This is a genomic window from Azospirillum brasilense (assembly GCF_007827815.1).
Taxonomy (GTDB): Bacteria; Pseudomonadota; Alphaproteobacteria; order Azospirillales; family Azospirillaceae; genus Azospirillum; species Azospirillum brasilense_C.
Map to the genome: position 1 here is coordinate 1 of NZ_VITH01000025.1, position 12,057 is coordinate 12,057.

The window sequence follows — 12,057 nt, forward strand, 5'->3', positions numbered from 1 at the left end:
GGCGCTCCATTCTGGCAAAAACGGGCGTCGGAAACGCTATTTTCAAGCCTCAGCGGAGGCAAAAAGCCGGAATATGTTCGTTTTTCCGCGTCCTGTTAGGACGCGATCCCGCGCGCTCGCTCGTGCCGTGCTGACCAGCCTCAAAGGGATTCTTAAGGTCGCGCGCCGACGGGGCTTGATTGTCCAGAACCCAGCCGAAGATGTGACCATCGACAAGCGCCGGGCCGAAGGTGTCCGGCTGGTCGAGGAAGAGGGAGAGAACGCGCCGATCCCGTCCAAGGATGACATTCGCCTGATGTTGGCGAAGTCGGTGGAGTTGTGGGACCTCACGCGGGTGGTGGAGGGGAGATGGGTTGCCGGCAAGGGCCGCACGCGACGCATAGTCCTGGTGCCGTGGCGCCCGCTGCTGGTGACGGCGATCTTCACCGGCATGCGCGCGTCGGAACTGCGCGGCCTTCGCTGGCCGAGCGTAGATATCCAAGCTGGCGTGATCCGGGTGCGCGAGCGCGCCGACCGTTACCAGAAGCTGGGGCCGCCGAAGTCGAAGGCAGGGCGCCGGGATATCCCGCTGGCACCCATGGTCATCAACACGCTGCGGGAATGGCGGCTGGTCTGCCCGGTCACGGAACTTGATCTGGTCTTCCCGAGTGAGGCGGGTGGCATCCTCCTTCACACCAACCTGTTGCGCCAGGGCTTCCATACGCTGCTGAAGGCGTGCGAGTTGATGGGGGCCAAGGACACAGAACCGCCCTACCCCTTCCACTCCCTGCGGCACGCTGCGGCCTCGCTGTTCATCGAACAGGGGTGGACCCCGAAGAAGGTTCAGACCGTCATGGGGCATAGTTCCGTTCAGGTGACGTTCGATGTCTACGGCCACCTGTTCCCGTCGCCTGACGATGACCGGGCCGCGATGGAACAGCTTCAGGCCCGGCTTTTGGGATGACGAGCTGCACGCAACACGGCTGCAACATTTATCAGATAAGCTATTGAAATTATTTGCGTTGTAGCCAACTCTGACTCCGCCAGCCTAGGTTCGAATCCTAGTCCCCCAACCAACCTCCCCAAACGATCTCAAATTTTAAAAGCCTGCAGGCAGATCGCACATCGCGACGCCACGCGTGTGCAAAAGTGACGCGAAACGCTGTCGCGCATCGTGCATCCCGGCCGGCTTGAGAAAAGCTGATCAAAAGGTCGACGGCGGACCGCTCCCCTTGGATCAACCGGCCCTGGATCAACCGGCAAGCGCAGGGGCTCCCTGCCCCGTTCTGCCGCTCGCGTTATCCGCAGGGTGCCCATGGCGCGCTCCCGGAGGAGCACTCGCCATGGGCACCGCGCCGGTGGAACGGCCAACACCCCGATCGTGGGTCACATCAGCCGGAGTGGAACAGCCCGATCAGGCCTTCATGCGGGCCAGAACGCGATCGACCATCACCCCCGACTGCCCCAGGTAGTTGGCCGGGTCGCACAGCTTGGCCAGTTCGGCGCGGCTGAGGCAGGCGCTGATCTCCGGCGTCTCGGCCAGCAGGTCGAGCAGCGGCCGGTTCTGCCGCACCGCAGCGCGGCAGAGATCATAGACGAGGTCGTGGGCGTACTCGCGGCCGATGTGGCGGCCAAGCCCCATCATCACCGCCTCGGAGGCCACCAGCCCGTTGGTCATGTCGAGGTTGGCGCGCATCCGCTCGGCGTCCACCTCCAGCCCGCTGACCACGGAACGCGCCTGCTTCAGGGCGCCGGCCAGCAGGCAGAAGGCCTCCGGCAGGACGATCCACTCGATTTCCCACGGGCCGGTCGACCGCTCGTGGTCCGCCACCATGGCGTCGAGCAAGGCCGCCGTGTGCTGGCGCAGCACGGAGATCGCCGCGTGGATGTAGCAGCTGGAGATCGGGTTGCGCTTCTGCGGCATGGTGCTGCTCGACCCGCGGCCGTGCGCGTAGGGCTCGTAAACCTCGCCGACCTCCGTCTGCATCATCAGCTTCACGTCCATCGACAGCTTGCCGAGCGTGCCGCCGACCAGGCCCAGGAAGCAGCCGACCTCGGCGACGGTGTCGCGGATGGTGTGCCAGGCGATCACCGGCTGGGCGAGGCCCAATTCCTCCATCAGCCCGGCCTGGGTCTCCATGGCGCCGTGCTCCAGCGAGGCCAGCGTGCCGGCCGCACCGGCGAACTCGCCCATCAGCACGCGGGGGCGAAGCTGGGCCAGCCGTTCCCGGTGGCGTTCGACCGCCGACAGCAGCCCGGCCATCTTGTAGCCGAAGGTCACCGGCACCGCCTGCTGCAGGTTGCTGCGGCCGATCATCGGCGTGTCCCGGTGACGCTTGGCGAGAGACGCCAGGGCCGCCGAGAGGCCGGCGAGATCCTCGTCGACCAGGGCCAGCGCCTCGCGCATCTGCAGGACCGTGGCGGTGTCGGTGATGTCCTGCGTGGTGGCGCCCCAGTGGCAGTATTCGCCGAGCCGATCGCGGCACAGCGCGTTGAGCTGCGAGACGACGCCCAGCACCGGATAGCCGATGCGCTCCGTCTGCGCCTTCAGCTTCGCCATGTCGATCTTGTCGAGCGAGCAGTTGGCGACGATCTCGTCGGCGGCCTCCTGCGGGATGATGCCCAGGCGGCCCTGGACGCGGGCGAGCGCCGCCTCGATGTCCAGATACGTGCGCGTGCGGTTCTCGTCCGACCAGACGGTGCGCATGGCCGGGGTGCTGAAGATGTCGCCGAAGATGGCGGAATCGATGATCGTGGACGGCATGATTCTGGTCCTCCCTGAAATGGCGTTCCGTTCGCGGCGTGGCTCAGATCGCCTTAGCGTCGCGCAGCCGGGCGATGTCGCCGGGCGCGTAACCCAGCTCGGCGAGGATGCGGTCGGTGTGCTGGCCGAGCGCCGGAACCGGGTCCATGCGCGCCTCCCCCTGCACGCCTCGGCGGCTCGCCGTGCCCGGCGGCAGCAGGGCCGGCACCGGCCCGTTCTGGGTTTCCACGGTGCGCCAGCGATCGCGGGCCGCCAGTTGCGGGTGGTTCCAGACATCCTGCATGGCGTTGGCCTGGGCGTTGGCGATGGAAGCCCGCTCCAGCCGGGCGACCACCTCCTCGGCGGTCAGGGCGGCGAAAGCCGTCACGATGATCCCGCGCAGCTCGTCGCGCGCCGCGTTGCGGCGGGAATTGCTGGAGAAACGCTCCTCCCGCGCCAGCTCGGGGCGTTGCAGCACCGTCTCGCAGAAGGCCACCCATTCGCGCTCGTTCTGCAGGCCGAGCAGGACCGTCTTGCCGTCGCCGGCCGGAAACGGGCCGTAGGGGTAGATGGTCGCGTGGCTGGCGCCGGTGCGGGCTGGCGGCGGCGCTCCGTCGAAGGCGTAGTAGAGCGGGTAGCTCATCCACTCCACCAGCGATTCCAGCATGGAGACGTCGATGCGGCAGCCCTGCCCCGTCTGCTGGCGCTGGAGAAGGGCGGCCAGGATGTTGGTGTAGGCGTACATGCCGGCGGAGATGTCGGCGATGGACGGGCCGGCCTTGGACGGCGTCTCCGGCGTGCCGGTCACCGACAGGAAGCCGGACTCGCCCTGGATCAGCAGATCGTAGGCCTTCTTGTCCCGGTAGGGACCGTCGTCGCCGTAGCCGGAGATGTCGCAGACGATGATCCCCGGCTTCCCGGCGGACAGCGCCTCGTAGGACAGGCCGAGACGGGCCGCCGCTCCGGGGGCGAGGTTCTGCACCACCACATCGCCCTGCTCGCGGATCAGCCGTTTGAGGATGGCCTGCGCCTCCGGGTGCTTGACGTCGAGCGTCAGGCTTTCCTTCGACCGGTTGGTCCACACGAAGTGCGAGGCGACGCCGCGCACCCGCTCGTCGTAGCCGCGGGCGAAGTCGCCGACGCCGGGACGCTCCACCTTGATGACGCGGGCGCCGAGGTCGGCGAGCTGGCGCGTCGCGAAGGGGGCGGCGATGGCGTGTTCCAGGGTGACGACGGTGATGCCGGACAGCGGTTTCATAGGGGGCGCCCTCACGTCAGGACCGCGGTGGCGTCCATGGTCAGCCAGCCGTCATGGTCCTTGGCCCACAGGTGGACCGTCTTGCCGTCGGCGAGCGGCGTGCCGCACACCGAGAAGGGGTTGATGTCGAAGGTCGGCCGCACCGCCTTGAAGCGGAAAGAAGCGACTTCGGCCTCCGGCTGCCGGTGGCGCAGCAGGTCGAGCAGCAGCGTGGCGATCAGCGGGCCGTGCACGATCAGCCCCGGATAGCCCTCCACCCCCGTCACGTAGCGCCGGTCGTAGTGGATGCGGTGGCCGTTGAAGGTCAGCGCCGAGTAGCGGAACAGCAGCACGTCGTCGGGAACCCAGCGCGTCTCCCAGGCCGCGTCCTCCGGGGCCGGACGGGGTTCCGGCGGCCTGTCGTCCACCATCGCGGCCTCGCGGTAGACGATATCGTGGAACTCGGTCAGCGCCACCTCGGTCTCGCCGGCGCGGCGGATCTCGTGGCGGACCTTGACGAAGACCAGCGGGCCGGTGCGCCCGGACTTCTCGGTCACGTCATGGATGGTCGAGGTCCGGGTCAGGGCGTCGCCGACGCGCAGGGGGCTGTGGAACTCGAACTGGCTGCCGGCCCACATCCGGCGGGGCAGCGGCACCGGGGGCAGGAAGCCGCCGCGCCGGGCATGTCCATCCGCCCCGATCTCCGACTGGCGGTGCAGCGGCAGGAAGTACAGCCAGTGCCACAGCGGCGGGAGTGGGGTGCCGGCGGCGGGCCGCTCGGCGGGCCGGTCCAGCGTGGCGGACAGAGCGGCGTAGGGGGTCGGGGTGACGGTGTCGGACACGGTCTCGGTCCGGCCGATCCAGTCCTTCGCGCTTGTGATGGAATCGGCCATGGTGGGGGCGGTCATCGTGGCGTCCTCGATGCGTGGGGGCGGCCTGCGCCGGATCAGTGCGACGGCTGGGCGGGGGCGGTCAGCGGCAGGACGGCGATGTCGCCCTTCTCATCCAGGCGCCGCTCGGTGGTGCCGTAGCACTGGTTCAGCTCCCGCTGCAGGACATCGCGGTCGCAGGCGTTCTCCCAGATCGAAACGACGATGCTGGCGACGCAGTTGCTGATGATGCTGGTCAGGGCGCGGGCCTCGGACATGAAGCGGTCGATGCCGACGAGCAGAGCGACGCCCGCCACCGGAAGGTCCGGCATCACCGTCAGCGTGGCGACCAGGGCGACGAAGCCGCTGCCGGTGACACCGGCCGCCCCCTTCGAGGTCAGCAGCATGACGCCGAGCATGGCGAAGATCTGGCCACCCGACAGGTGGATGTCGCAGGCCTGGGCGATGAACAGGGAGGCCAGCGTCAGGTAGATCGCCGTCCCGTCGAGATTGAACGAGTAGCCCATGGGCAGCACGAGACCGGAGACGCCCTTCTTGCAGCCCAGCGCCTCCAGCTTCTGCAGCACGCGCGGCAAGACCGGCTCGGAGGACGAGGTGCCGAGCACGATCAGCAGCTCCTCGCGGAAGTAGCGCAGCACCTTCCACAGGCTGAAGCCGTGCAGCCGCGCCAGCGTGCCGATGACGACCACCAGGAAGAAGCCGCAGGCGACGTAGAAGGTCAGGATCAGCAGGCCGAGCGAGCCGATGCTGTCGATGCCGTATTTGCCCACGGTGAAGGCCATCGCGCCGAAGGCGCCGATCGGAGCGAGCTTCATGATGAAGCCGAAGGCGGCGAACAGGACGTGGGAAAAGGACTCGATGCCCTGGACCACCGGCTCGCCGGCCTTGCCGACCCGCGTCAGCCCGAAGCCGACCAGGACGGAGATGAGCAGCACCGGCAGCACCTCGCCCTCGGCGAAGGCGCCGAAGAAGGAATGCGGGATGATGTGCAGTACGAAATCAGTGAAGCCGACCGGAGCCGCCTGCTTGGCGTAGCGCGCCGCCACCGTGGGGTCGAGCGACGCCGCCGACACGTGCATGCCGACGCCGGGCTCGATGATCATGACCGCGGCCAGCCCGATGAGCAGCGCCGCCACCGTCAGCGCGTAGAACAGCGCCATCGACTTGACCAGCGTCTTGCCGATCTCGCGGGTGTCGTTGAGGCTGGTGATGCCGCTGACGATGGTGCAGAAGACGACCGGCGCGATCATCATCTTGACCAGCTTGACGAACCCGTCGCCGAGCGGCTTCAGCGAGGCCCCGAAGTCCGGCCAGAAATGGCCGGCCAGGATGCCCAGGGTCAGGCCGACGACGACCTGGAAATAGAGAGCCTTGTAAAAGGCCTTGGGCTTGGTCGGCGCCGGGGTTTGCTCTCCCGTTTGTAGGCGCATGGCGTTTCCTCCTTCGTGTGCTGTTGGGTCAGGCGGCCATGGCGGCCCGCGGCGGGTCCGATGGCCGTGCGAACACGGTTCCCTCGAACAGGCGTCGTGATGTGCGCAGGATGCTGGCGGTGGGGGCTGATTGACCGGCACCCGGATCGAGGCGGACGGTCAGCCGGCCGGCTGGATGCTCGAAGGTGACGTCGCCGGGCAGCGCCATCCGTCCGGCCAGCGCGGAGGCGACGGTTCCCGGAATCGTGCAGGCGGTCGCGGTGGCAACGGCCCCGGTGATGGCCATCGCCCGGTGGCAGTCGTGCGGCATGAAATAGCGCACGGCGAGCGTGCCGCCGCGGGTCGGCGGCGCCAGCAGGACGGGCTTGGGGATCACCATGCCGGCGGCGTTGGGGAAGCCCATGCGGCGGCCGGCCTCGACGCGCAGCGCCTCCAGCCGGGCCATGAAGACCCGGTCGAGCCGGTAGCTGTCCATCGGCTCATGCCCCGTCTTGCCCAGGTCCGCGGCGCGGACCAGCATCACCGGGATGGCGGCGTCGATGCAGGACACCTCGATCCCGCCGATGCGGTCGATCGGCGCCCCGGTGGGCAGCAGCCGGCCGGTGTTGGCGCCCGCCGCGTCGAGAAAGGCGAGGTGGATGGGCGCCGCGGTGCCGGGCACGCCGTCGATGACGGCCTCGCCCTCGTAGGTCACCCGGCCGTCCGGGGTCTGGACGCGCGCCTCGATCAGCTTGCCGGTGTTGACGTTGTGGATGCGCACCACCGTCACGCCGTCGGTCGCCGGGACCAGCCCGGCCTCGATGGCGAAGGGGGCGACCGCGGCCAGCATGTTTCCGCAGTTGGGCGAGGTGTCGACCACCCCTTCCTGCACCCGCACCTGGGCGAACAGATAATCCACGTCGGCGCCGGCCAGGGTGGCGGGACCGACGATGGCGACCTTGCTGGTCAGGGGATTGCCGCCGCCGATGCCGTCGATCCCCAGGTCGTTCCCCGCCCCCATGACGGAGAGCAGAAGGGCGTCGCGCTCCGCCGGGGATGCTGGAAGGTCGGATGCCAGGAAGAAGGGCCCGCGGGAGGTTCCGCCGCGCATCATCACGCAGGGAATGCCGATCTGGCGGCTGGTCAGGTGGTTCATGGCGCTTGCTGTCTCTTGGTCTCGCCGTCGCGGCGAAGAAAGCCGATGGACAGATATTCCGCCCCGGAACCGTATTTGTTAAATGCAATGATTCGGGATATTATTGCGCATTGCGCATCAATAGGCGCCGCCGCGGGGAGGAGAGCATGAATTTCGAACTGGTCGATCTGAAAGCCTTCGTGGCGGTGGCCGAACTGGGCAGCTTCAACCGCGCCGCCGAGTTGCTGAACCTCTCGCAGCCGGCGCTCAGCCGCCGCATCCAGAAGCTGGAGGACACGCTGGGCGTCGCTTTGTTCGAGCGCTCGACCCGCCACGTCGCCCTGACCATGGTCGGACGCGACTTCATCCCCAAGGTCCGGCGCTTCCTGGACGAGTTCGAGTCATCGCTGCTGGGGATCAGCGACCTGGGGGCGCGGAGCGGCGGGCAGATCACCATCGCCTCCGTTCCGACGGCGGTGTTCTACTTCCTGCCGAACGCGATCAGCCGCTTCAGCATCGCGTTCCCGCGCATCCGCATCCGCATCCTGGACCTCGGCGCCAACGAGGGGCTGGAGGCGGTGGCCCGCGGCGAGGCCGATTTCGGCATCAACTTCATCGGCACGTCGCATCCGGACATCGAGTTCACGCCGCTGGCCGAGGACCCCTTCGTCGTCGCCTGCCGGCACGATCACCCGCTGGCCTCCCGCCAGGAAGTCGGCTGGGACGAGTTGGCGGCCCATCGGGTCATCACCGTGGGTCGGACCAGCGGCAACCGGGCGCTGATCGACAACGCCCTGGCGCAGCACGGCCTGAAGCTCAACTGGTCCTACGAGATCACGCACCTCGCCAGTTCGCTCGGGCTGGTGGAGGCCGGGCTCGGCGTCGCGGTGCTTCCCAAGCTCGCCACCCCGGCCTCCGGCCATCCCATCATCCGCACCATCCCGCTGAGCCACCCGAAGATTTTCCGGACGATCGGCGTCGTGCGCCGGCACGGCGCCATCCTCTCGCCGATGGCGGCCCGCTTTCTGGAGGTGCTGCTCGGCTCATGGAAAGGTTGATGCGCTTTGGACACGTCAGGCACGCCCGGGCGGAGCCGGGCTGCGGCGTGTGAAGCCCCATGTCAGCCATGCCGCCGCGCTGATCGCGGCCCCCAGCGTCGAGACACCCGCCCAGCCGGCGTGGGCATAGGCCATCGTCGCCGCGATGGCGCCGAGCGCGCTGCCGAGGGAATAGAACGCCATGTAGCCGCCGACGAGGCGGCTGCGCGCCTGCGGGTGTCGGTCGAGGATGATGCTCTGGTTGCTGACATGGACCGCCTGCACCGCGAGGTCGAGCGTCACGACGCCGACGAGCAGACCGGGAAGGGACACCGGCAGCAACGCGATCAGCCCCCACGACGCCACAAGCAGCGTGAGCGCGGCGCCCGTGGTCCATTGGGCGAGGCCGCGATCCGCCAGCCTTCCTGCCCCCGTCGCGGCGACGGCGCCCGCCATGCCGACCAGCCCGAACAGGCCGATCCGGGAGTGGGAATAGCCGAACGGCTCGGCGCTGAGCGGCAGCACCAGCGCGGTCCAGAAGGCGCTGAACGCCGCGAAGATCAGCAGGGCGAGGACGCCGCGAACCAGCAGCACGCGGTCGGTCAGGAACAGGACGGGGATCGAGCGCAGCGCCGCGGCGTAGTTGTCCGTGCTGGCCGGCGGCAGGTTGCGCGGGAGGACCCGCCACAGCAGGCCGGCCATCGCCAGCGTGAGAGCCGCCGAGGCCAGATAGACCGCGCGCCAGCCTCCGAGGTCGGCGAGCAGACCGGCAACGGAGCGCGCGCCGAGGATGCCGATCACGACGCCGCTCGTGACCATGCCGACGGCCCTGCCGCGCTCGGCGGGGGTGGCGAGCGCCGCCGCGAAGGACACCAGCACCTGGACGACCACCGCGAGCAGCCCGACCGCCGCCATGCCAGCGAACAGCATCCCCTCCGTCCGCGCCGTGGCGACGGCGGCCAGCGCGACGACGGACAGGACGCCTTGCCCGACAATCAGCCGACGACGGTCCACGAGATCCCCGAGTGGAACCAGGACGATCAGGCCCAGCCCATAGCCAAGCTGCGTCAGCGTCACCACGAGACCGATCGCGGCGGGTGGAATCCCGAAATCCCGCGCCATCGCGTCGAGCAGGGGTTGCGCGGCATAGATGTTTGCGACGCTGAGGCCGGCGGCGGCGGCGAAAATCAGCCCTGTGACCCTCGATAACCCGGCGCCCGGCCGGTGCCGTGGGCTGCTTTCGTGCGGCATGGACACCCCGTTGGTGAAACGCAATCTGGTTTTATGTTGAGACCACTTGCGCGCCGGGAAATCCAGTTCTATTTTAGGACCACATTGGGCGGTTGAAGGGTTCTGGTCATGGTCAAGCGGGTCAGCCTTTGGGACGCCGACTGCCCGGTCGCACGCTCGCTCGATGTCATTGGCGACTGGTGGTCGCTGCTCATCATCCGCGACGCCTTCGACGGGGTGCGGCGGTTCAGCGAGTTTCAGACCGGCCTCGGCATTGCCAAGGGCATGCTGGCGACACGGCTGCGCGACCTGACCGGGCGCGGCATTCTGGAAACCGTGCCGGCCTCCGACGGCAGCGCCTATCGCGAATATGTCCTGACCGAGAAGGGACGCGGCCTCTTCCTCGTCATCGTCGCGCTGCGGCAATGGGGTGAAGACCATCTCTACCGCCCCGGCGAACCGCACTCCTCGCTGGTCGATGCCGAAAGCGGCGCGCCGGTGGCGCGGCTGGAACTGCGCGCGCGGAACGGGCGGCCCCTCGGATGGAACGACACGCGGGTCCGGAAAACCGACGGTGATTGATGTACACTATGGGAACGACATCAACGCGCGGTGGCGGACGCCGCTGCCGTTCCGGCCTCGCAGGTCTCGACCAAGCGGCGCGTGATGATCCTCGCGGGCTGAGACGGCCATCGAAGGCACCGCCTCATTGTTGAAAAATCACCAGTCCTGACCAAGCCTTGATTGCATCAACGCTGTTTTCGGTCGAACAGGAGCAGGACAGCCGTTGATGCGGGTTCATTCGAAAATCCATACGGTTGTAATGTTTCCTTCAGGGCTTTGTGATTCTCTGGAGCCATGGTCGTGGAGGCCGCATGCGGATTTTGGTGGTGGACGATTCGCGCATGGCGCGCACGGTGTTGTGCCAGCAGCTTGAAGGCTTCGGCCATCAGACGGCCTTTGCCGAAAGCGGTCAGGCGGCGCTGGCGCGCTGCCGCGAGGAGCCCATCGACATCGCGCTGGTCGATTTCCGCGTCGGCGCCATGGAGGGCGTGGAGGTCTGCTGGCACCTGCGCGCGGCCCAGCGGGAACGGCACCTCTACCTGATGCTGATGATCCCCGGCAGCATCACCAACCAGTTCTTCGAGGTCGTGGAGAACGGCGCCGACGAGTTCCTGCGCAAGCCGCTGGACCTGACATGGCTGCGCGCCCGGCTGCTCGCCGCCTCCCGCGTGGTCGACATGCAGCGGCAGTTGGAACGGCTCGCCACCACCGATTCCCTGACCGGGGCGCTGAACCGCGGGCGCTTCATGGCGCGGGCCGCCGACGAGGTGGCGCGGGCGCAGCGCAGCGGCCAGCCCTTGTCGGCGATCATGCTGGACATCGACCATTTCAAGAAGGTCAACGACACCTACGGCCACGCCACCGGCGACGAGGCGATCCGCAGCGTGGTCCGCGTCTGCCGGTCCCTGGTGCGCGGCGCCGACGTCCTGGGCCGGCTGGGCGGAGAGGAGTTCGCCATTCTGCTGCCGGAGACGCCGCCGCAGGGGGCGGCTCTGCTGGCGGAGCGGCTGCGCCGGGCGCTGGCCGAAACCGACGTGCGGATCGCCAACGGCGCCGGGTCCGTCCTCTCCTTCACCGTCAGCATCGGGGTCAGCGCGCTGCGACCGGCCGAGACCGGCATCGCCGCGGTGCTCGCCCGGGCGGACGAGGCGCTGTACCGCGCGAAGAACGGCGGTCGCAACCGGGTGGTCTGCGACGCGGCGTCGTAATCCGGCGCCGGGCCGTCAACGCCCCGTCAGGTGCCCGGCACCAGCCAGGGCCGCGCCGCGGCGTCGGCGCGGTCGAAGGCGTCGATGGCGTCCTGGTGGCGCAGCGTCAGCGCCACGTCGTCGAGCCCCTCGATCAGGCATTCCTTCTTGAACGGGTCGATGGCGAAGGCCAGCGGCCGACCGTCCGGGCCGGTCAGGGTCTGGGCCGGCAGGTCCACGGTGACGGCGGCGCCCGGCGTCTCCTGCAATTGGCGGCGCAGCTCCGCCACCGTCTCCTCCGGCAGGGTGATGGTCAGCAGGCCATTCTTGGCGGCGTTGGCGGCGAAGATGTCGCCGAAGCTGGGGGCGACGACGCAGCGGAACCCGCCGTCCACCAGCGCGTAGACCGCACCCTCCCGCGACGAGCCGCAGCCGAAGTTGCGGTCGGTCACCAGCACTCGGGCGCCGGCGTAGGCGGGATCGTCCAGGGGAAAGCCGGGCTTGCGCTCGTCACGGAGCAGGAAGTTGCCGTAGCCGGCGCTGCGCGGCTTCTTCAGGAAACGCGCCGGGAGAAGCTGGTCGGTGTCGATGTTGGCGATGTCGAGCGGCACCGCCGGCGCGGTCAGCGTGACGAAGGGGTCCATCC

The 12,057-nt window shown here is 68.6% G+C and carries 11 protein-coding genes; 4 read left to right on the top strand and 7 right to left on the bottom strand.

The features are described 5' to 3' along the window. A partial coding sequence (locus tag FBZ83_RS30095; protein ID WP_211101719.1) for a site-specific integrase occupies positions 1-943 on the top strand: 943 nt, incomplete at its 5' end. 450 nt (positions 944-1,393) lie between these two features. Here FBZ83_RS30095 and pcaB read toward each other — a convergent pair. From pcaB to FBZ83_RS30120, 5 genes are read right to left on the bottom strand one after another with little or no spacing between them, the layout of a single operon-like run. Then, the gene (gene pcaB / locus FBZ83_RS30100; protein ID WP_145690564.1) at positions 1,394-2,743 is read right to left on the bottom strand and encodes a 3-carboxy-cis,cis-muconate cycloisomerase; all 1,350 of its coding nucleotides are present in this window, start codon (positions 2,741-2,743) and stop codon (positions 1,394-1,396) included. 43 nt (positions 2,744-2,786) lie between these two features. Further along, positions 2,787-3,980, bottom strand: a complete 1,194-nt coding sequence (locus FBZ83_RS30105) for a CaiB/BaiF CoA transferase family protein (RefSeq protein WP_145690566.1) — start codon at positions 3,978-3,980, stop codon at positions 2,787-2,789. An 11-nt stretch (positions 3,981-3,991) separates the two neighbouring features. Then, positions 3,992-4,867 (bottom strand): FAS1-like dehydratase domain-containing protein, encoded by an 876-nt coding sequence (locus tag FBZ83_RS30110; protein WP_145690568.1) that lies wholly within the window; start codon positions 4,865-4,867, stop codon positions 3,992-3,994. A 38-nt stretch (positions 4,868-4,905) separates the two neighbouring features. After that, entirely contained in the window at positions 4,906-6,279 is a 1,374-nt protein-coding gene (dctA, locus tag FBZ83_RS30115) for a C4-dicarboxylate transporter DctA (RefSeq protein ID WP_145690570.1), read from the bottom strand. Between the two features lie 28 nt (positions 6,280-6,307). Beyond that, complete coding sequence (locus FBZ83_RS30120; protein ID WP_145690572.1) at positions 6,308-7,414, bottom strand: 4-oxalomesaconate tautomerase; 1,107 nt, start codon at positions 7,412-7,414, stop codon at positions 6,308-6,310. A 146-nt stretch (positions 7,415-7,560) separates the two neighbouring features. On the opposite strand from FBZ83_RS30120, the gene FBZ83_RS30125 reads away from it, so the two are divergent. After that, the gene (locus FBZ83_RS30125; protein ID WP_145690574.1) at positions 7,561-8,451 is read left to right on the top strand and encodes a LysR family transcriptional regulator; all 891 of its coding nucleotides are present in this window, start codon (positions 7,561-7,563) and stop codon (positions 8,449-8,451) included. A 15-nt stretch (positions 8,452-8,466) separates the two neighbouring features. Here FBZ83_RS30125 and FBZ83_RS30130 read toward each other — a convergent pair whose 3' ends face one another. Beyond that, complete coding sequence (locus FBZ83_RS30130; RefSeq protein ID WP_145690576.1) at positions 8,467-9,681, bottom strand: MFS transporter; 1,215 nt, start codon at positions 9,679-9,681, stop codon at positions 8,467-8,469. A 108-nt stretch (positions 9,682-9,789) separates the two neighbouring features. Between FBZ83_RS30130 and FBZ83_RS30135 the strand changes: the two genes are divergently transcribed. After that, entirely contained in the window at positions 9,790-10,242 is a 453-nt protein-coding gene (locus tag FBZ83_RS30135) for a winged helix-turn-helix transcriptional regulator (RefSeq protein WP_145690578.1), read from the top strand. Between the two features lie 293 nt (positions 10,243-10,535). After that, positions 10,536-11,432, top strand: a complete 897-nt coding sequence (locus tag FBZ83_RS30140; RefSeq protein ID WP_145690580.1) for a diguanylate cyclase — start codon at positions 10,536-10,538, stop codon at positions 11,430-11,432. 26 nt (positions 11,433-11,458) lie between these two features. Here the strand turns inward: FBZ83_RS30140 and leuD are convergent, their stop codons facing one another. Continuing rightward, entirely contained in the window at positions 11,459-12,055 is a 597-nt protein-coding gene (gene leuD / locus FBZ83_RS30145) for a 3-isopropylmalate dehydratase small subunit (protein ID WP_145690582.1), read from the bottom strand. Positions 12,056-12,057: the final 2 nt, after the last annotated feature.

Coding starts and splice junctions, on each gene's coding strand:
- pcaB (WP_145690564.1), bottom strand. CDS start 2,743: ATGCCGTCCACGATCATCGATTCCGCCATCTTCGGCGACATCTTCAGC.
- FBZ83_RS30105 (WP_145690566.1), bottom strand. CDS start 3,980: ATGAAACCGCTGTCCGGCATCACCGTCGTCACCCTGGAACACGCCATC.
- FBZ83_RS30110 (WP_145690568.1), bottom strand. CDS start 4,867: ATGACCGCCCCCACCATGGCCGATTCCATCACAAGCGCGAAGGACTGG.
- dctA (WP_145690570.1), bottom strand. CDS start 6,279: ATGCGCCTACAAACGGGAGAGCAAACCCCGGCGCCGACCAAGCCCAAG.
- FBZ83_RS30120 (WP_145690572.1), bottom strand. CDS start 7,414: ATGAACCACCTGACCAGCCGCCAGATCGGCATTCCCTGCGTGATGATG.
- FBZ83_RS30125 (WP_145690574.1), top strand. CDS start 7,561: ATGAATTTCGAACTGGTCGATCTGAAAGCCTTCGTGGCGGTGGCCGAA.
- FBZ83_RS30130 (WP_145690576.1), bottom strand. CDS start 9,681: ATGCCGCACGAAAGCAGCCCACGGCACCGGCCGGGCGCCGGGTTATCG.
- FBZ83_RS30135 (WP_145690578.1), top strand. CDS start 9,790: ATGGTCAAGCGGGTCAGCCTTTGGGACGCCGACTGCCCGGTCGCACGC.
- FBZ83_RS30140 (WP_145690580.1), top strand. CDS start 10,536: ATGCGGATTTTGGTGGTGGACGATTCGCGCATGGCGCGCACGGTGTTG.
- leuD (WP_145690582.1), bottom strand. CDS start 12,055: ATGGACCCCTTCGTCACGCTGACCGCGCCGGCGGTGCCGCTCGACATC.